The 20,181-nt window shown below is 41.0% G+C and carries 14 protein-coding genes; 6 read left to right on the top strand and 8 right to left on the bottom strand.

Annotated features, from left to right (window positions below):
- Window positions 1–50 precede the first annotated feature (50 nt).
- On the bottom strand, window positions 51–2,837 hold the full coding sequence (locus tag PAUR_RS06550) for a TonB-dependent receptor (protein WP_192506993.1): 2,787 nt from the start codon (window positions 2,835–2,837) through the stop codon (window positions 51–53).
- A gap of 339 nt (window positions 2,838–3,176) precedes the next feature.
- Between PAUR_RS06550 and PAUR_RS06545 the strand changes: the two genes are divergently transcribed.
- The 3 genes from PAUR_RS06545 (at window position 3,177) to PAUR_RS06535 (ending at window position 6,014) form a co-directional block, all read left to right on the top strand.
- Window positions 3,177–4,088: a GGDEF domain-containing protein gene (locus PAUR_RS06545; protein ID WP_192506992.1), complete on the top strand. Its 912-nt coding sequence runs from the start codon at window positions 3,177–3,179 to the stop codon at window positions 4,086–4,088.
- Window positions 4,085–5,104, top strand: a complete 1,020-nt coding sequence (locus tag PAUR_RS06540; protein WP_192506991.1) for an AraC family transcriptional regulator — start codon at window positions 4,085–4,087, stop codon at window positions 5,102–5,104. Before PAUR_RS06545 ends, PAUR_RS06540 begins: the two co-directional genes overlap by 4 nt.
- 259 nt (window positions 5,105–5,363) lie before the next feature.
- Window positions 5,364–6,014, top strand: a complete 651-nt coding sequence (locus PAUR_RS06535) for a DUF1826 domain-containing protein (protein ID WP_192506990.1) — start codon at window positions 5,364–5,366, stop codon at window positions 6,012–6,014.
- Window positions 6,015–6,042: 28 nt separating this feature from the next.
- On the opposite strand, the gene PAUR_RS06530 is transcribed toward PAUR_RS06535, so the two are convergent.
- The 3 genes from PAUR_RS06530 to PAUR_RS06520 all read right to left on the bottom strand — a co-directional run bounded on the left by PAUR_RS06530 (window position 6,043) and on the right by PAUR_RS06520 (window position 8,219).
- A complete protein-coding gene (locus tag PAUR_RS06530) occupies window positions 6,043–6,810 on the bottom strand; it encodes an SDR family NAD(P)-dependent oxidoreductase (protein ID WP_192506989.1) in 768 nt (255 codons plus the stop codon).
- A gap of 237 nt (window positions 6,811–7,047) precedes the next feature.
- On the bottom strand, window positions 7,048–7,476 hold the full coding sequence (locus PAUR_RS06525) for a nucleotide triphosphate diphosphatase NUDT15 (RefSeq protein ID WP_192506988.1): 429 nt from the start codon (window positions 7,474–7,476) through the stop codon (window positions 7,048–7,050).
- 233 nt (window positions 7,477–7,709) lie between these two features.
- The gene (locus tag PAUR_RS06520; protein ID WP_312037129.1) at window positions 7,710–8,219 is read right to left on the bottom strand and encodes a GNAT family N-acetyltransferase; all 510 of its coding nucleotides are present in this window, start codon (window positions 8,217–8,219) and stop codon (window positions 7,710–7,712) included.
- 702 nt (window positions 8,220–8,921) lie between these two features.
- Between PAUR_RS06520 and PAUR_RS06515 the strand changes: the two genes are divergently transcribed.
- The 3 genes from PAUR_RS06515 (at window position 8,922) to PAUR_RS06505 (ending at window position 14,425) form a co-directional block, all read left to right on the top strand.
- Complete coding sequence (locus PAUR_RS06515) at window positions 8,922–12,584, top strand: collagenase (protein ID WP_192506986.1); 3,663 nt, start codon at window positions 8,922–8,924, stop codon at window positions 12,582–12,584.
- A gap of 204 nt (window positions 12,585–12,788) precedes the next feature.
- Window positions 12,789–13,913, top strand: a complete 1,125-nt coding sequence (locus tag PAUR_RS06510; protein ID WP_192506985.1) for a M35 family metallo-endopeptidase — start codon at window positions 12,789–12,791, stop codon at window positions 13,911–13,913.
- A 101-nt stretch (window positions 13,914–14,014) separates the two neighbouring features.
- Window positions 14,015–14,425, top strand: coding sequence for a DUF4352 domain-containing protein (locus PAUR_RS06505; RefSeq protein WP_192506984.1), 411 nt, complete (start codon window positions 14,015–14,017; stop codon window positions 14,423–14,425).
- A gap of 1 nt (window position 14,426) precedes the next feature.
- Here the strand turns inward: PAUR_RS06505 and PAUR_RS06500 are convergent, their stop codons facing one another.
- The 4 genes from PAUR_RS06500 to PAUR_RS06485 form a co-directional block, all read right to left on the bottom strand.
- Window positions 14,427–15,479: a hypothetical protein gene (locus PAUR_RS06500; protein WP_192506983.1), complete on the bottom strand. Its 1,053-nt coding sequence runs from the start codon at window positions 15,477–15,479 to the stop codon at window positions 14,427–14,429.
- Window positions 15,480–15,544: 65 nt separating this feature from the next.
- Window positions 15,545–16,609, bottom strand: coding sequence for a hypothetical protein (locus tag PAUR_RS06495; RefSeq protein ID WP_192506982.1), 1,065 nt, complete (start codon window positions 16,607–16,609; stop codon window positions 15,545–15,547).
- A 618-nt stretch (window positions 16,610–17,227) separates the two neighbouring features.
- Window positions 17,228–19,909 carry a DUF349 domain-containing protein gene (locus tag PAUR_RS06490; protein ID WP_192506981.1) on the bottom strand — a complete coding sequence of 894 codons (2,682 nt, stop codon included), beginning with the start codon at window positions 19,907–19,909 and terminating at the stop codon, window positions 17,228–17,230.
- Window positions 19,899–20,180 carry a YeaC family protein gene (locus PAUR_RS06485; protein ID WP_192506980.1) on the bottom strand — a complete coding sequence of 94 codons (282 nt, stop codon included), beginning with the start codon at window positions 20,178–20,180 and terminating at the stop codon, window positions 19,899–19,901. Before PAUR_RS06485 ends, PAUR_RS06490 begins: the two co-directional genes overlap by 11 nt.
- Between the last annotated feature and the right edge of the window lies 1 nt (window position 20,181).

Genomic DNA, 20,181 nt, shown 5'->3' with positions numbered 1-20,181 from the left:
ATATTGTAGCCGCAGGCTCACACCTGCGGTCCTTTCGTGTTTAATTCGGATCAAAGTGAAGTGAGCGTAAAGCCAAATTCAAAAGAGCGTCCATAACTTTCATATTGATAGTTATATTGCGCAGTACCATGATAGGCATAATAAGGCTCATCGGTTAGGTTGACGGCATTGAAGTACAGTTGGGTTTGATCTGTGACGTAATACTTAGCGCTGAAATCCAATTGCAGATGATCATCTTGCAAAACGCGTGCATTTCCTTCTTCAAACATGAAACTTTTGCTTTTATAACTCGCACTTAACCGGGTACTTAAGGTAGTACTCTCATATCCTAACATTATGTTAGCAACGGTATCTGACTGGTTGGGTAAAGCGTCATCAGCGTCAATAAAGGTCCCATTAGCTGAGAACATCACTCCATTTTCAAAGTGTTTTGTATACGCAAGTTCAATCCCACGTAAGCTCGCAGCGCCTCCGTTCACCGCTTGTGTCACTTTCTTATAGCCTTGCCATTGCCCATTGTCTTGGACTTGTTCAACGCTAATAAAGTTATCAATGTCTTTATAAAACAGTCCTGCTGATATCACACCAACCTTACCAGGGTAATACTCTATAGACACATCTAAGTTGTGGGATTCATAAGGGTTCAATTGAGGATTACCCACCTCGGCCTGACGTTCAATCACAATGCCGGTATCTTCTTGTGTTGTTTCCGTTTCTACGATTTGAAATGCAGATGAATCAGAAAAACTCGGGCGGGCGATGGTGTTGGTGTACGCAAAACGCGTTAACACCTGTTCACTAACGTCATATCTTGCGGTCAAGTTTGGCATCACATGATGATAGTCTTTTTGTGCATGCCAAGCCGTTATATCAACACGTTCACTATCAGCAACCTCATCTTTGATTAACTCGACTTTATTACCCGAAGTACTAAAATCAGTGCCCTCATAGCGCAGTCCACTGATCAGCTGCCAGCGCCCCATATCTAGGGTCATCATCACATATGCGCCAACAACCTCCTCGGTAATTTGGTAACTTTTACCTTTGCTGTCTATGTCAGTGTCTTGTTGATTAATCTCAAACTGCTGATGATTTTGCATCACAAATTGTGCAATGCTGCCTCTAGACAGCCCTGGACCGAAATCACCACTGTGGTACTCAGGCGCCACAGTCGCAAATTGCAGAGCTGTTGCATCATCGAAGCCCCCATCAAAGACTGTCGTTTGTGTGTCGTTAAATTTATCTCGTTCTGAATACTTAGCGCCAAATTTCAATTCACTGTTAAAACCAGCAATGGTGAATTCTCGACTTAAATCGATTTTGAAACTAGTCGATTCATCCTCTGTATTATTGTTCTCTCTCACGACTTCATCTAATGCAAACAAATTCAAATCATGTGCAGCCTCAGTGCGGCTTAAGGTAGGGGTATCACCCAAACTACCATATCCTAATGTTAAATCCTCACCAGCAAAATCTGCATCAATACGATTAGGCTCCTCCTCACTCGACTTAGAATATCCTAAGCTATATTCAACAAACCAATCACTAAACTGATGCTCAGCGCCCAGTACAACAGACATAATTGTCTGTGATTCATATCGGTCTTTTGTATCACGGTCCATTTCAGCGCCACTATATACCGCGGCTGTTGATGTACTCGAACCCGCAACCAATGTACCTTTTGCAAATTTATACTCGTTTCTCAGGCGAAATTCATCATCCGAAAATTCACTAAACAACGATCGAAAGTAATATTTGCTTAACTGTGAAGAGTGTAAATCTAGGTTCAACGCTGCACCTAGTCGTTCTCGTTTGATCACATAATAACGCTGCTCTATTTCCTCAGCACCAAACAAGCTCACTGATTGACCTGCTGTATCCTCAACATCGAGCATTTGCCAACCACCATCCGTTTCCATATTGTGCGAACCGAATTGACGTTCCGACCACGACAAAGCCGTTGCCACTCCTAAATCAAACTGCTTAGAAAGCGTAAATACATCGGTAAAACTACCCGATACTTTTGGACTGGTTTTATCTACTTGTTTATTATGAGTTGCTTGAGCTGTGAAGCTATAGCTTTGCCCTTGTCTATCAAATGCACTAAGGCTTTTCACTTCGATACTCCCGCCAATTGCACTGGCATCCATATCTGGCGTAACGGTCTTACTCACTTCTAAGCTTTGTACTAATTCACTGGGGATCACATCCATAGCGACACTGCGTACGCCAGACTCTGGTGAAGGTACGTTAGCCCCATTTATGGTGACGTTATTTAGGCTAGGGTCGATGCCTCGGATCCCGACAAAACGACCTTCACCTTGATCACGCTGAATAAACATTCCCGGTAACCTTTGTAATGCTTCTGCAGCATTTTGATCGGGTAATTGACCTATTGCATCACTACTTACGATCGACTTAATCCCAAGTGCATTTTTTTGTCTATTTAGTGCGCCAGCTTGACCTGCTCTGTGCCCGACAACAAGTACGTCTTCTAATAAAGCATCACCTGTGCCTAATTGAATATGTGTGTTAAGCGTTTCACCTTGATGGATCCGAATTGTGCGTTCGACAGGTGGCGCACCTAAATAATTTACAACTAAGGTATATTCTCCTTCAGGTAAATTCGCCAGTCTAAATGAGCCATCTCTGGCAGAGCTGACACTGCGAGAAAGCTCTTTAATGGTGACTTTTGCTCCTTCAAAATAAACGGCTTGATCATGGTCGCTAATACGACCTTGCAGAGTATTGGCGTAACTCTGTGCGGTAAATAAAACACCGGCGGTTGCTAACGCCAGTTTTGTATAGGTAAAATTCGACGGTTTTTGTAATTTCATGTGATTTTCTCTTGCACAGGAGGTTAGTTGTCCCGCTATAAGCGGCAATGCTGCAAAGGTAAAAAAAACACATGAAAGAAATATGTCAGCACATTATATCGGTTTCAAAAAAATGCCTTATAACGCACTTTTTTAGCCAATTTCTGTCATTTTGAGCCAATTTCACCCCCTATAACATGCTTTTTTTTGCAAAAAAGGGGCTTAATCCACATTTAAAGGCAACTTTTGTCATAAATTCATCCACTTTGGTGAGCTAAAGTGACCCTGTTAGATAAATAGTGAAATTTATAATATGGCCTACATATTCAGATTAATAATTTAGTTAAAACAAAGGTCCCCATGCCTCAACCCTTTATAAAACTCCATGTTACCTTACTTAGCACACTGCTATTGATGTTAATGCTCACGCTATTAACTGTGAGTCAATTAGGGACTCTCAAACACCTTGATGAGATTGAATGGATTGACAGCATTGGAGAAGGGGGCATTGCCGTTATGACCTTGATCTGGCTACTGGCAACACTCGTTACCCGTCCTAAAGGCGCAGTCACAAATCTGCTTTTTTTTGGCCTAAGTGCCATGCATATCTCCATGTTATTAGATTTTTTAGATGAATTCTTTATCTTTTCAGAACGTTATAACTGGTTAAGTAGCTTAGAAGCTTTTCCTGCGGTTATTGGCATGATCCTGATGAGTTTTGCGATGTATTATTGGTTTCATGAACAACAAGTGCTCAACCACCTATTACAGAAAAAAGAGCGTTTTTACCGAACGCATGGCCTCAATGATTACATTACTGGGTTATATAAAGCAGATTATATGAAGCAACATATTGAACAAGAGCTTGCACTACTAAACAGCCACTCTCACGGCTTTTGCTTAGCGTTATTTGATATAAAAGACTTCACACGCTTTAATCAACAATACGGCGTTATTCAAGCCAATAATTTGCTCTTCGACATAGGGCAAATCATGACATTAAATCTGCGTAGTACCGACTTAGCGTGTCGCTTCGCTTCCGATTGCTTTATTGTACTGTTTCCCAATACATCCTATCAAGAAGCAGTACACGTTGTTGAGCAAGTCACAAAAATGGTGTCGTACCATACGCCATACAACAACAAAAAAGTGATAACTGGGTTTAGTGAAATACGCTGGCATTGCGTTGAAGCAGCACATACAGATAGCCTCGACGGGTTACTTGCACAGCTTAACAATGGATTAGCGCAATGTAAGGCATCAATAGCATGAAGCATTACTTTGATACCGACACGGTATGCTTAACAAGCCATACTTTGGCGTTACCTATTGTTGAAATCGCCATACAACGTGGCGTGAATAGTAACAGGTTACTAAAAGGCACTAAGCTATTTCATGAAGATTTGCAAAACCCGCAAAAAAAAATCAGCTTTACGCAACTCAATACACTCGTAAGTAATGCGGTTCGTTTATTGCCCGATGACGGACTGAGCTTTTTGCTTGGTCAGCATTGGTTATTCAATCAAACGAGTCACAGTGGACAAGCACTTTTAAACAGCAAGCACTTGACGCAAATGAGCCGTGTGCTGCAAATTAAGCAGTTTGAGTTATGCCCATTTGTATTCTTTGTCCCCTATCGAAGCCAAACTCACACCCACTATATCCTTAACTTTGCAATTGCCACCCCCCCTCCTTTAGTTGCTGCATTTTACTTCGAGATGATCACAGCGCAAATTAGCGCTTTATGTAAATGGCGGTTCGGTTTTGTTAATAAGATAACGATCAAACTGCCTTTCAGCAAACCTAAACATATTGAGCAATATTATGCCCACTTAGCGATTCAATATCAGTTTGACTACCCTTGTTTCAGTCTTTGTATTCCAAATGAATTACTTCACGTTAAACAAGTATCAACTCCCCCAATCATGTGTCACTATCATTTACAGCAAGCACACAACACACCACACGCTGTCGGCTTTATCCAGTATGTATGTGATCTTTTATTGCAAGAACCAAAAAGTGTTTGTGATGATATTGCACAACAATTAGACATAAGTCCCGCAACGTTAAAGCGAAAATTCAAGCAGCATAATACTTCAATGCAAACGCTCAAAGACACATTACAAAAGCAGCTTGCGGTAATAAGTATTGGTGAAAAAGGCTACTCTAATGAACAAGCTGCTGAGCAATTAAACTTTACCGACTTAACCAACTTTCGTCGCACTTTTAAGCGCTGGACAGGTATGACTCCCTCACAACTTCGCGAAATCATGATGCTAAAAACATAACACGCACACCGTCATTTATTGGCCATGTTAGTCCTATATTTTACAAAAAACTCAGACGAAAGCGTTCAGCGGTAAAGCTATTCAAAACCATACTCTTCAACATCAAGATGATACTGCAATATCTCACAAGCATAAGTGAGCTGTATCACATCTTTCCCATTCTCAAAGGATAATGTCCAGTCTCAACCTAAAATACTTTTCAGTCATCAATTTAAATGTTAAATTGATATAATATCACATAACAAAACTTCGTATTCTGATGAAAAGTAATTTGCAAATACAAAAGTACTCCTCACACTACATTATCGATAGCAACGCCAGCGTGTTACCGCATATTTATAATTCAGAAACCTCATTGGTATGTTATTGTCAGCCCGCAAGTTGGGCTCTTTCACGCGCCGCACAGAGTTTTGTTACGCGTCATCCTGACGATAGGTTCACCTATCAAGGGGAAATCAGCCCAAAGCTTATACAACAACTCAGCAGCAAATTTACGCCATCCCCCCATGGTAATTTGATCTTGGGCCACATCGAGCTCATGCTGGAAATGTTCAACACCTTATTGCAACCTGAAGAGATTGGCCTTCGAGTCATCGCTTGTCAGCATGCACACAGCCCTGCATTTCATGAAAACAGAATGATCGCACGTATGACATCGAGCCTTGGCGGCTCTGGAGAGCAATGGATTGAACGACAAGACGCACGGTACTTTCCACTACAGAAAAATCAAACTACCGCACAGATCAAGCCACCGCAAGCACATACTATCAACAGTTTATGTGATGGCGATATTGCAATCTACAAAGGGACCAGTTGGCTTGAACATGAACACAACGCACTTATTAGTGCGTCTCCGACGTTTAATGACAAAGATGCTAAGCTGTGTGTATACATCGATTTTATAAGTTAGGCGTCAGTGACGATGGCCGTTATACACGCTACACCATATTAATCCCAGCCAATACTCCCCCATCAACAGGCAGTGCGACGCCTGTCATATAACTTGCTTGCTCTGAAGAGAGCCATAATACGGCTGCAATTACTTCTTCACTGCAAGCTATTCGGCCAATTGGTTGTAACTGTGCCAGTCGCTCAAGCATATCATCAGCCATAGTCGCTAACATCGGTGTATTGACACTTGCAGGACAGATGCAATTAACCCGGACACCATACTCAGCACTTTCCAATGCCGCCATTTTAGTTAGTCCAACCACGCCATGTTTCGCAACACAATAAGCGGCATCGGCACCTTTTGCAGCTGTAAGCCCTAACACCGAGGCATTATTGACAATGGAGCCAGAACCTTGCTGATACATGAGTTTTAGTTGCTCCCGTACGCACAACCAAGTACCTTTCAAATTAATATTCTGTACTTGATCCCATTGTTCACTGGTACACTCAATAACAGAACGCATTACGCCATACCCCGCATTGTTAAAGGCAACATCAACTCGATGCCAATGCGCATCTATTTGCGCAAATACATCAACAATAAACGCCTCATCGGAAATGTCGCCAGCAAAAGAGAGTACCTCACACTCCAATGACTCAACCAGCAGAATTAAGGCATATTCATTGATATCAAGTAACGCCAACTTAGCCCCCTGTTGAGCATAAGCTAGGGCGGCAGCTTTTCCCATTCCTGACGCTGCACCACTGATAAATACTACTTTATCGTGAAATGGGGCTGGTGGGTGATTTGACATACGTTATCGCCATAGTAAAGGTATTAAAAGTGTTTCTATTTCAACACCTAACAAGGTTGATTTATAGGGCGATTCGGTGATCATAAGTATTAATTCGATAATCATAAGCATTGATAAGCTATTAATTATATGGTGAAAATAAGAATATCCATGATTGGGCTAGTACTGTACGTTCCCCCTTATATAACGATTCGCTTTACTCTAACGCATTCTGTAACTTCCCCCTGTCAGCATGCTTTATAGCACGCTCATAAATTGTTTCAGATCATTGTGTTCCTTCAGTAAATTAACCAACGGCAAGAACAGGGGCTCCGGCAGTATATCCATATCAAACCATTGCCATCGCAAGCACTTTGTTGGCTCCATAATATGTGCTTCACCTTGCTCACTTTCACCCAACATAAATAAGGTGACATAATGCTTGTTTTCCAACTTAAAGATATCATTGGTAAAACCGAGTTTTTTTACCGCTCCCAATACTAAACCAGTCTCTTCATACACTTCACGAGCTGCGCACTGCTCAGGGGTTTCGGTAAAATCTAAATGCCCTCCAGGCGTTGCCCAAGTTTGGGCGCCATGCGCACCAATTCGCTTTCCGAGCAATATTTTTCCTTCACGCACAATGATCACGCCAACACCTACCCGAACTTCGTCTTTATTACGCATATTTACCCTAAGCCGTCATTTTCTGCCAATATTAGCAAGCTTTTGTTTCACATTGCTATTATTCTGCTGACCTGCTGACAAAATGTTGATTTTGGTTGTTTTTTATCAACGAGTAGCGCTAAAATCACGCGTATCATTATGATGGGGGTTTCGCTTGCTGGTTTGGCCATCAAAACATCGCACAATCAAATTTCCAGCGCAACTTAACCACCACCGACATCCACACCCCATATCTATACGTTCAATGTGAACGCATATTGGTTATTTAGCTTACCGTACAATTCGAGTGACTCTATTCGTTCAAACCCCAATTTAACGAGTAAATTATTGGAGCTGATATTGGTTGGTGAAGTTACTGCCAATACCTTTTCTAACCCATGCTTCATTAACTCATATGTCAATACCGTTTTAGCCGCTTCATACGCATAACCCTTACCCCAAAATCTCGGTAATAATGCATAACCCAAATCGGCATGAGGCAACTCTTCTCGTTTAAGTAACCCACACATACCGATTGGTGTACCGCACTCTTTTAAAGTGACTAAGGTGAGTCCAAAGCCAAACATCTCATAACTTGCCATCGGCCCAGAGCGAAGATACTGATGTGCATCCGCAATCGTGCGCACATTTTTATCCGTAATATTTTTAATAAATGAGTCTTCATTCAATAGCTCAATGATAAAGTCAGCATCATTGAATGAGAAATGCTTCATTAGTAACCGCTCACTTTCTATTTTAAACACCTTATTTCCTTTCCTTAAAATCAAGTATAACGAACCCATATACTATAAATAAAAAATACAAAACCCCTCTCATCTGGATCCTTTTTCCTGAGTGGGTTATTCATATTCGGTGAATACGCCCTTTTAGGCGTCGCTATTTACCCTATACGGAATTTACCACAACGTCATCCTCCACTTTTTTAATACCTCCCCCACTTGTCTTCAATCATTTTTCAATTCATATAAACGTTTTGAGCGATGACGTTAAAGCTATTCCATACATAAGCATTAGTAAATTGTGGTTTGAGTGATTAACGTAAGGCATGAGTCGGAGCAATTATCATTCAAGCAAAACAAAAATAGCATATGACAAAAATATTTTAAATTAACCTACTCCTTACTTTTCGCGAATAATCGCATCACACCACTGAGAGTTTCTTACTTAAGACTCGATGAAACAAAAAAACTAATCAATTGAATTTAAAAGAAAATTTTAAATTAGAATAATTATAGACAAAAAAGATATATAAATTAGGCAAGATTATTTTGCATACAGTATACAATTTACGGTATAAAAATTAAGACAATATGACAAGATTGTAAAAATACGAATAAAAATAATGGATGACAGTACGTAAGCTTGGCAAAAATGCTTGTCATGCGAAGGAATAACAAACTTTACGTTCATATAACCACAACATGTTGATAATAATGAATAAAACTATGAAAAAATCGGTTCTAGCAAGTGCGGTACTACTTTCTCTCAGTAGTAACATTACTTTGGCCAACGCCCAATGTGGGGACCCTACTCTGCCTCGTCAAGGTGAAGTAAGCGCCAACCAAACACACTGTATTACGAATTATGGTCACTATTTCTATGTAGAAGTCCCCTATGAGAACAGCCAACTAGTTATCAGCACTTCAGGTGGTACGTACAACGGAATTGATGCAGCAATAAGTCTATATGAGGGTAACCACTGGAGTGGCACTGTCACACAGCGCAGTGACACAGCAGACACAAACACAGAGCAAGTATCAGAAACATCACGAGCAGGAAGACGTTACTTTAAAATCGACGGTAATATTGCGCAAACCACATTAAGAGTCGACATTACAGGAGGAGATATTCCACCTCCACTTGGCGACTACATTATTTACAACACCAATGTCTCCGTTAACTTACCTAACCCGGCTATCAGTTCAAAATCTCAATACGGAAGCATAATTCCCACTATTTTAGCGGCAAAATATGCCGATTTTGAAGCGCTCGCCGGCGCTGCAAATGATCCACTCACTGATGTACTCGAAGCAATTCATTATCTTGCTGATGCCGATGACATTGCCGACCCAGATTTAAACCAACTATTGTATTTCCTTGGGTCATATAAATTTTATGCGCAAGCAATTACCACAACAGAAGCAAGTAATCTAAATACCGCGATGCAAGCCGTTGCAAAAATGACCGCGTTTTTATCACCGACGGGCAGTGTTATCCAAGAAGGCTATGCAAAAGCCATCAATAATTTTCAACGTGGCAATGGCGCAAACCACTTTAAAGACCAGCTTCCCCACATACTGGCCGCAATCCAATATCATTCATTGCAAACAGACCCATTCAAGGCAAACAATGCCAGTGATGCCATGATGGAAATGCTTGGTGCGGTTGCTAACGCCGCAATGTATGGTGACCCGGCTGCGCAAAATGCAATTAATGAACGGATTTTAGATGTGATGTCTGTTATTCGCTCATTTGCAGTATTAGGTGAAACGGCCATTGATTTACGTTGGAGTAAAGAGTCTGACCGTAAATGGATTGTGCCACACAGTTATATCGCACTGGGGAAAATTGCCACCATTGCCACTGACGAAGCAAAAGCACGCTTTGACAGTATTGTGCTTGAAACCCATGAAAAGCTCATCGCATGGTTGAGCACTGAAACCATTGAAACTATGACCACTAAAAAGTACCTAGATTCGGCTAAACGACTATGTGAAAGTACCGATCCACTCTTTGGTCATTGTATCGTACCACCAAAAGAGTCTGATATTTTAACCGTGACTCATAAATGCTCTGACACGGTTACTATTCGTGCACAAAGCACGATCAGCCAGTCAATTCTAAATAAGTCTTGTGCTGAAATGGCAACGCAAGAAACTGAGTTTCATGCATTTTTTAATACCCAAGGCAGCCCGGTTGCTAACGATAAAAACACCACGCTTGAAGTTGTCGTATTCTCAAGCCCAGATGAATATAAAAAATATGCGCCTGAGTTTTTTGATAATGTCGATACAGATAATGGCGGAATATATTTAGAAGGCACACCAGAAAAAGAAGGAAACCAAGCGCGATTCCTTGCAATGCAATGCCCTGATGCTTGGGTCGGTAAGTCTTGTCAATACGAAGACCAAATTTACAACCTACGTCACGAATACGTGCATTATCTAGATGGCAGATATGTCAAAGTCGGTGGCTTTAATTATTACAACTACAACGTGTCTTGGTCTGAAGGCATGGCTGAATATTTAGCAAATGGCACTGATTTCGCTCGTACATTAGAGTCAGTCAAAGGCAAAGTGATCCCGCCGCTTTATAACTTGCTATTCATGGCTTATGGCTATGATGACTTATACCAGTGGAGTTACTTCGCTATGCGTTACTTAGATGAGCAACATAATAGCGATATGCACTTGCTCAAAGATGCATTAAGAAATGGCAGCAAAGAAGGCTATGTAAGCTCTTTAAAAGCGGTTGCGCAGCGCAGCCAAGCAGACTTTGAAGCGTTTGTTATGGCCAACTCTGAAGCCATTGCTGCAAAAGCTGAAGTCATACCTGATGCTGGAAAGATCGGTAGTTGTGATCTCACACAGCAATACGTGCGGCCAGTTGACGCAAATAACACTGACTACACAATCACCAACAACACTGATACTCCGGTGTCTATTTTCTGGATTGATAATAAAAAAGGCACTGCCAACTTTGCGAAAAATTACAAGACATTAGGTCAAGGCGACACTTATAACGCAACAAATTGGCGAGAATTCGACAGAATCATGTTGTCAGATAATAACCTCAATTGTCTCGGCGTTGCATCTTTGAAATCAGCGGGTAACACTTTCACTATAAACGCAGATTTAGTAAAAGATGTTGTGCCAGAAACATTGCCGGCCCAGCATGCTTTGGGGAGCTGTGAATTAGTTAAACCGCATATTATTGGTGACGAAGCACATCAATTTAGCATTACAAATACCACAGATTACCCTGTTCGATTATTCCGTATAGACAATCTGACTGGCAAGCCTAAATATGAAAGTGCGGCCGATGGCTTTGATTATGGCTATGGCACATTACAAAAAGGACAAAGCTATACTTCTGATATTTGGTATGCCAATCGCAGATTCATGATCACCGATGCACGCTTAAATTGTTTGAGCGTGGGTGTTCTTGATAACCCAACTGGCAACTTTACCATTGATGAAGCGATGGTTGCCAACGCAAAAAGCCCGGAAGTGCTACCAGCAGCGAATCAGTTAGGTTCTTGTGACTTAATGGAAAAACATCTAACAGGTCCATTTGAAGCTGATTTCAAATTCACCAATACCACTGACACAACTGTGCGTATCTATCGTGTAGACAACGGAACAGGTGCATTGAGTGACAGCTTTGAGTTTAAAACATTAGCACAAGGTGAAACATACTCGAGTGCCGACTCTTGGAAATGGTTTGGTAATCGACGCGCAGCTATCACCACACAGTCTGGACAGTGTTTAGCCGTTGCCGTCATGAGTGAAGAAAACACCCTCAATAACTACATGATCACCAATGACATTCTCGATAACGGTAACGGTAACGGCAATAATAACGATACCGATGGCGATGGCGTAATCGACTCAGAAGATGCTTTCCCAAATGATCCAACTGAAACAAAAGACACCGATGGTGACGGTTTTGGAGACAACAAAGACGCATTTCCAAGTGATAGCTCAGAGTGGCTCGACAGCGATGGGGATGGCATGGGTGACAATAGTGACCCGTTCCCGAATGATCCTAATAATGGGGCTATTCAAGATTGTGGCGCTGCCACAATTAATTATGGACAATTAACACTTGGCAAAAATGAATGTGTCGCTGGGGGCCGTAACTCATTCTATGTGTGGGTCGCAGCAGATAACACCACACTAACACTGCAAAGCCAAGGTGGTGAAGGTGATGTCGGTATTTACTTCAACGCCGATACTTGGGCTAGTAAGGCCAATGCACAAAATAAATCAGGTGAAGCTGGCACAGCACAAAGTCTTGTTGTCACGGCAAATCGTGGCTGGCGCTACATCACCTTGAATACGAACTCTACCTTTAAGGGGGTAACCTTTAGCGTTAAGGCAGAGTGATCTACCCTTAATTACATGTAAGTAACCAATAGGCGCCACCCTACTTGTGGCGCCTATTTTTTTCTCCCCACCAACAATGGCATAAAATCCTCACTAGTAAAGAATCAAAAATTAACAAAAAACAAACAAAAAAACGACATGCTGTTTATTTTTTGTTCTTCGCTGCTATTATTCCTAGAGACAACAACATAAAGGAATAAAGTAATGAAAAGAAGACTTTTAATAAGTGCGCTCTCTTCAGCCATCTTTGTGGCTAATACGGCAAGTGCTGCGCAAGTTTCTGCCCAAATAAATTTCCTAAGCTCTCTACTGACAACTGAAGGTGATATTCATGTGGAACTGGTACTAACCAACCATGACAACTCCCCAGTTAAAGTGCTTAAATGGTACACCGCAGCTGATGGCGTACAAGGTAATATATTTAACATTACCCGCGATGGTGAGCCCGTTGAATATACAGGCGCATTGTACAAGCGCACAGCACCGAGTGAAAATGATTACCAAATGCTCAAACCAGGCCAAAGTATTAACTACTCAATCGAACTCTCTTCACTCTATAATTTTGCACTCCCAGGTGAATATCGTGTTCAATATCAGGCAAATTCTTTGCATCTATTTAAAGCGCCACAAAATGAGCATATGCAGTCATTAAAGAACAATGCGGTACCTTTTGCATATTCAGCTTTGCGCTCTACTGCAATTTCAACTTGGGTTACAGGTGATCCGATAGCAGAAACAATCGCTGCAAACTCCACTGTGACATACAATACACAAACGCTAGCGACATCTTATACATCGTGTAGTAATACTCAAAAAAACACCATTAATAGTGCATGGAGCAGTGCTAAAAACATGTCAGCTAGTGCGACTGGTTATTTAAGTAGCCGCAGTACGACACAATTAAAAACGGCACCGAGATACAAAACATGGTTTGGTGATCCATCAATACGCGTGGGTGCTTTTTGGTCACCCAAGGCCCATGAGCGTGTTGAAGAGAATTTTTCAGATATCACAGATGCCATAAAAAATAAGCCGCTTTCATTTGACTGCGGTTGCACCAGCTCAGGGACATTTGCATATGTATACCCAAACCAGCCTTATAAAGTGTATTTTTGTGGTGCATTTTGGAATGCGTCCCGTACTGGCACAGATTCACAAGCAGGGACTATAATTCATGAAGTCAGCCACTTTAATGCGGTTGCAGGAACCGATGACCATGCTTATGGGCACTATGGCGCTAAAAACTTAGCGATTTCAAACGTTAGGAAAGCGATTGAAAACGCCGATAGTTATGAATACTTTGCTGAGAATACTCCGCAGCAAAATTAAATTTAAAGGAGGAGCGTGGCAACACGCTCTTGATTAATATGATGGTGTATCGCTCATTTATCGTTGGATTGGTGTTACTCGCAAGTGGGTGTGATCAGAACATGAAAAATCTCATTGGTTTAGGTTCTAATAGTTCACTCACTTGCACAATTAAGTCAACAAAGTCAGGGGACAATCAATATTTAGTGACCTTTATATTTACAAATACCACAAACGAACCAGTTCGGTTTCTAAAGTGGCACACGCCTTTTGAAGGCTGGTGGAGTCAATTTTTACATGTTGAGCAAAGTGGTGTCGAGCTACTCTATCAAGGTCCGATGGCAAAACGCGCAAAACCAACGGAGCACGACTATATAGAACTCGCAGCACACGAACATCGTAGCATTACATTAAACCTGCTTAATGCTTACGATGTTGCGTTAAGTAGTCCAACGACCATTACACTGTCCTCTGAGCTTTCCCACCCCGATTCACCAAATATAGATTGCTCCATGATTTTGGTAAGACAGTGACTTATTCCGAATTGCCGGCTAAATGTTGTAAAAAAGTTAAGCTTTGACGTTCTTTTGCTAAAGGTTCATAAGGTGTTTGTTGCAGGCTATCATAGGCAAATTCTGTAATATCAAACTCTTTTATATCACTCGCACCAAAGATACTCGGTTGGGCTGGGCTAGGTGACATTAACTCAACCACAAACCCGCTCAGTGTCATAGTCTCTATATCTGGATTAAGTACAGACCAATGTGCTGATAGGTCAATACTTTGTTGCCCTTTGCGCAACAGCCCTCTCGTGACCAAATGTGCGATAGGTTCACCTGCGGCATATAAGTTTGCTCTTACTCTGTATAAGCCTGCTTTCTCAACTTGTAGCTTTGCAGGGATACTCATTTTATCATCATCTGGCCGTGCATCACCAAAGCCAATTAACCTCGCACTAGGCGGCATGTACTGTATTTGCGCCACAATTGGGACCTGTTTACGCTTAATTTTAGCATGCGCAACAATTTGTAAATTCCTAGAGTAGCTTTTATCGCCCGAAAATACGATTTTGTCATTGAGTTGCTCACCATAAATCGTACGTTGTGAAAATATCTTTTTTGTCTCTACATCCATCAAACTCACCGCAATATTTTCAATATTATCACCCCCTATCTCTAATTCGATATGGTCAGGGTACACAAATCGATATTTTTCTAAGCGCATTGTCAGTTTATTTCCACTCTCATCAAGGGGGATTGAGAGTGGATAAAACGCATTTGGTTTTAGTCTATCTTCATCAAATCTCGTTAGTGGCTGAGAGTATTGCGGATAGCGTAATGCCGCTTCGTACTGGACAGCCACTTGCTTTGCGGCAAGTTTGATGCTGCCGTCAAAATGCGGTGTTAATTGTGCCTGAGGTTGCTCTACTTTATTGACAATTTGCACTATCGATTCAGCTGAGCTTTTACTAATTTGACCATTGTTTGTAGAGGCTGTATTACTTTTTGCTTGGCTATCATCAGTAAAAAACCAAAATAGTGATAAAACACATACAGTAATTCCAACGCCTAATTTATAATGTTTCATATTCTGGCACTCTTTATGCGCTTTGCTATGCCATATGCTTCAACAAAGCGCGTGGTTTATCGGCTTTAAGGGATTGCGTCATAGATTAATTCGGATGCACTTAGCCTATTGGAGTCCGCTACAAATCGATACTGCTTCTTCCAAAACCAATGACCCGTTGTTTCATCATATGTTTGAAAAGACACCTGCTTGCCTCCAACATTGGCAGCGTAATTCGCCACAGTCACCTTCCCCTTATGGCCTGCATTTCGAATTGAGTTATGACTATAATTGTCTGACATTAACATTGGATAATGATTCGGCATAAACCCTGAAACTCCATTACCTTGATGACCCACCTGACCATCTGATGCAATATGACGGCTACAGCTACCAAAAGAATCTACACGACTTGCGCCACATGAAGAGTGAGATGCAACGACACCATCATCGCTGCCTTTTAAGAACAACTTCGTGGCACCAAAGAAATCATCTCCATCAGCCACAAATCTAAGCCTGGGTGCTCTATCATCAGGTACAGGCGATATTTTACGCGCATTGTTCACTTTCAAATCATGAAGTACACCAACCGCTTCTGTTACGTCACTGCCTAACCACCATGTTAATGCTTGATCAATAACAAAGCTCCAAGAAGCTGCACCAGTTAATGCACTCACGGCAATGTCAGCAAGCTCACTACCACCACCGGCTCCTGCAATGTCAAATGTTGCTACAATATTGAGAGGCTGTAACCCTGCATTTCTTAACCAATTTGCTTGATTGTCGATAATATAGCGTGCCACCAGATCCCCTGTAGAGTGTGTAACAAGTACACAACCAGAGTCACATAAGTTCGCCTCAGAGAACTGTTTTAATTTTGGCCAAATCCAGTCTGTCGCTATTTTTCCTTCAATTCTTTCATATGACGGCCAGTCAATGCGCTCGTCTGACACTTGCCCCCAATACGACGACCAATAAGATGCCCCATCTGCCTCAACATTAGTCGCAGAAGCACTGATCAGTTGTTGTGGTTGCAATCCATGGATTAGGATTGTTTTATATTCTTTACTCATCACAGAGCAGCTCGTACTCAATGCAATGATAATGCCGCATAAACTGCTTAATGTGATACTGCTTTTATTTTTTTTCATATCAATTCTCAGCTTGTTGTTGTCATTTAAATCTAATATTACCAACACATCAGATGTCAGACCTCAGATCACTAAGGCGAAATTCAGTATTGTGAATAAACGATCAAAATTCAACCAAAAATTAACATTCTAAACAAAAATTATTGAGTTTTGTGGAAAGTAAAGAAGGCACATTAAATTGTTAACATTAAATTCAAAGGGTTAAGAATTTAACCTGTTTGGTGCTTTATTGTGGAAAAGCATAGAAAAACATGTGATCTTTCAATAAATCACTCAATAACTTCAAAGCAAGTGAGAAGTAGAATCACAAACACTCAGCATCTTTGCAATTCAGTGATCATTTCAATTGTCATCGTTTTTTCTATTGTAGATAAATCTTCGTTTAAACTTACCTGCCATATCTCAGTGTTCGTCGTCACAGTCCGTTATTTAACCTCATTTTTCGTTTGTTTAAATGCAAAGAGCCTATTGAGTCTCATATGATCAAGCAAATATAAACTCGACACAATTAACTAGGAGCTGCCAGAGAAAGTAGATATTGTTGCAAGCATGGCGCTATTCTCATAAAAAAAGCGCCTATCAGGCGCTTTTTTATTAAAACTTATACAAACCCATTATCTAGTCTGCTTTTAGTACAGATGCCAGCCTTTCAACATTTAACGTCTCCACTGCGCCGTTCACATAAGCCGTCAAATATTGTTCAAACGACTCTAAATTACCTTGTAATTTATCATCGAGTAACGCCACCTGCTCTCTCATTCTTTGTGACTTTTGCTCTGTTGGAGAGTCAATATTACTCAATATTTCTAGGCGCAGTAGTAACTGCTCCGCACTTAAAATATGTTTATGCGTTGAAGACCACTGACTTGGGATTTCTGTGCCTTGTTCCAGTGCCGATAACAAAGAAACAAACTTCTCTTTATCTCTTTGAATTTGCTTTTGCGATAAAATCGAATCAACTTTTTTAGCTAAGCTTGCTTTCATTTTACGTACACTTGGTAAGGCATCAAAGGTTTCAACCTGCTCTTTAACAGCTTGAAGCTCACCAACTGACATGGAATCGACAAGTGTATCCGAAATTTGCGCTAACTCAGCTTTCTGTGTTTTCTCTACTTCAACTTGCTGTTGTTTTTGGGCATTAAACTGCTCACTGCGCAAAGAAAATACCGTATCGTTATGCTGCCTAAATGTTTGCCACAAAGTATGCTCTTGTTTTGCACCGGCAAATCCAAGAGTTTGCCATTGCTTTTGTAATGACTTTAGCTCATCGCAAGCTGTAGCTAACTCATCGCTTGACACTAACTCTTGCGCTCGAGTTACTAATTTTTGCTTTGCAGCTGCATTGGCTTGATGAAATGACTTCAACATGCCATTCACACAATTATGCGCATCTCGATATTGCTCATTAAGTGCTTTATACGCTGCACCATCAACGCTACCAGCACTTCGCCAAGCCTTTGCTAATCGATTAAACTGACTCTCAAAATGACGCCAATCAAAATCTGATGTCTGCGTTGGTGCATTGGTTAGCACGCTCATTTGCTCGATTATTTGCGTTCGTTCAGTTTTTGCGGCTTTACGCTGTAATTCTTGTTCTGCAAAATGTGCACGACACGGTGCAAATAACAATTCAATTTTTTCATCGAATACCGCAGCCTGAGCCTTCTCTTCGTCGGTATCAATCCGACCTAACTCATTCCACCGTGTACGCAGCAACTTAACTTCCGCTGCGCGTTTCTTTGCATCAACATCTGTTTCTTTTAACTTTTCATCAAGCGCAAGTAATAATTCAGCTCGTTTTGGCGTGGCTGCATATTTCTGCCAATCTCTGGCATCTGCCAAAGCAGTTGAAAGAGCGGTATGCACCTTTTCAATACTTTGTTGATTGCGTTCTGTCAATTCGGCATAACTTTCTAAAAAGCCATTAAAAACACCAAAAGCAACGTTGAAACGACCTTGATCTAATAAACGTTGTACGTCTTTTCCTTTACGACGAGCCTGTTTTAAGTGCACTTCTTGCCTATTTACTAATGGCTCCATTGCGGCTTTAAACTCTGTGCTTATCGTCCGTAATTTCTCTGAAGCAACTTGACGAAGCGAATGTGGCAAAGGCTGGAGTGCTTTTTTACAGACATCATACGCAGCTTTTTGTGCAACCAGTTTCGTATCTAACTCCGCTAAGTTGTCTGTTGCTGTAATAGCTGCTAATGCTGTTAATGCATCCTGCATTTCTGAGTTAGCAATCACTAATTCAGGTAAACGAGCCAGTTCTTTTTGTAGCGATTCAATGCGGTTAAACTGTGCAATGAACGCCACATCTGATTGATATTCAGATGTAGCTACGCTGGCTGTTAACTCAAGCACCTTAGCAGATAATTGTACTGATTGCTCTGTATCTAACGCCTGTAATGCATTCGTCAATGTAATATCAAAGGCATCAATATCCGCAGTCAATTCAGCCAATGCCATAGCTTTGTGCTGCTTTGCCAATAAAGCTGTTTGTTCATCATCATACTGAGTTTTTAACGCACTGATATGATGGTTTAGCTTTTCACTAATACGCTTAAACTTATCATCAACTATGCTAATATCTTCTTCACTTAGCCATTTCAATTCAATACTTTGCCATTCACTAAATAAAGCTTTACTCGTCTCATCTACTAATTGATAACTGGTTTTATCACGCAGTGCATTCAATTTAGCTAATACCATTTTCGTCTGCTGTTCGACTTGCTTTGGCATAACTTTCGCTAAGCGCTGCTGTTCTAAATAATCTTGTAAATGTATAAGGGCAGCGCCTTGTGCTACTTTCAAAATTGACTTTTCAAGTTGATATTGTTCAATCAACGGCAGCAGGACCACTTGTAATTCTTCAGAGCCTTCTCTAAAGGCTTTTTCAATTAATTTTGCATTCGCTAAACGCTTCAATAATTTGAATCGTACTTGCAATTCTTTTTCAGCAAATGCCAATTTTTCTAAAAACTTAGCCGGCGCGTAGCGGTCTATGTATTCACTACGAATGTCGTTTGACAATGCGCTATTGCTGTTTAGTACCGCACTGGATATCTGTTGCTCTGCAAGATCTTTTAAATTTTGGTCTTGCTTATATGCCTGCCACCACAAAACTAAGTCGTTAACTTTATGAAGTGCCTTTTTACGGATCTCTGCTGAGCTATCTTCTAATGCAATTGTTTGTAATAAATTGGCATCTTTACCTGTATCCAACTTATCGATTGCGGCTAAACGTATTTCCGTTTTAGGGTGTTTCCATTTGGGCGTAAAAAGGTGTTTAAAGATCATGTTCACTGAACCTAGCTATTTCGTTTTGGGCTTTGAATTCTTGCTGTAACTCGCGTTTAGATTTTTGAACCATTTCACCCTCTGAGTTTATGGTGAATTGTTCGTTGCTCTTCGCAACTTTTGCTTGATACAGCATAACCAGCTGCACCGTTTGCTCTTTCTGTTCTTGCGTTAAAATTGTGCCATCAGGCCACTTTCCTGTTGCTGCGCCATATTGTAAGCGCTCAAATAATTCTGGGGTCAAATTGTTAACTAAGCTATCAATATTCATA

Source organism: Pseudoalteromonas aurantia 208, assembly GCF_014858725.1.
Classification (GTDB): Bacteria; Pseudomonadota; Gammaproteobacteria; order Enterobacterales; family Alteromonadaceae; genus Pseudoalteromonas; species Pseudoalteromonas aurantia.
Note: the sequence above shows the minus strand (reverse complement) of the source record. Positions and strands in the feature narration are given on the sequence as shown.

Bases quoted from the DNA above. Each gene is read 5' to 3' on its own strand.
- PAUR_RS06550 (WP_192506993.1), bottom strand. From the start codon at position 2,837: ATGAAATTACAAAAACCGTCGAATTTTACCTATACAAAACTGGCGTTA.
- PAUR_RS06545 (WP_192506992.1), top strand. From the start codon at position 3,177: ATGCCTCAACCCTTTATAAAACTCCATGTTACCTTACTTAGCACACTG.
- PAUR_RS06500 (WP_192506983.1), bottom strand. From the start codon at position 15,479: ATGAAACATTATAAATTAGGCGTTGGAATTACTGTATGTGTTTTATCA.
- PAUR_RS06510 (WP_192506985.1), top strand. From the start codon at position 12,789: ATGAAAAGAAGACTTTTAATAAGTGCGCTCTCTTCAGCCATCTTTGTG.
- PAUR_RS06495 (WP_192506982.1), bottom strand. From the start codon at position 16,609: ATGAAAAAAAATAAAAGCAGTATCACATTAAGCAGTTTATGCGGCATT.
- PAUR_RS06505 (WP_192506984.1), top strand. From the start codon at position 14,015: ATGAAAAATCTCATTGGTTTAGGTTCTAATAGTTCACTCACTTGCACA.
- PAUR_RS06530 (WP_192506989.1), bottom strand. From the start codon at position 6,810: ATGTCAAATCACCCACCAGCCCCATTTCACGATAAAGTAGTATTTATC.
- PAUR_RS06525 (WP_192506988.1), bottom strand. From the start codon at position 7,476: ATGCGTAATAAAGACGAAGTTCGGGTAGGTGTTGGCGTGATCATTGTG.
- PAUR_RS06540 (WP_192506991.1), top strand. From the start codon at position 4,085: ATGAAGCATTACTTTGATACCGACACGGTATGCTTAACAAGCCATACT.
- PAUR_RS06485 (WP_192506980.1), bottom strand. From the start codon at position 20,180: ATGAATATTGATAGCTTAGTTAACAATTTGACCCCAGAATTATTTGAG.
- PAUR_RS06515 (WP_192506986.1), top strand. From the start codon at position 8,922: ATGAAAAAATCGGTTCTAGCAAGTGCGGTACTACTTTCTCTCAGTAGT.
- PAUR_RS06490 (WP_192506981.1), bottom strand. From the start codon at position 19,909: ATGATCTTTAAACACCTTTTTACGCCCAAATGGAAACACCCTAAAACG.
- PAUR_RS06535 (WP_192506990.1), top strand. From the start codon at position 5,364: ATGAAAAGTAATTTGCAAATACAAAAGTACTCCTCACACTACATTATC.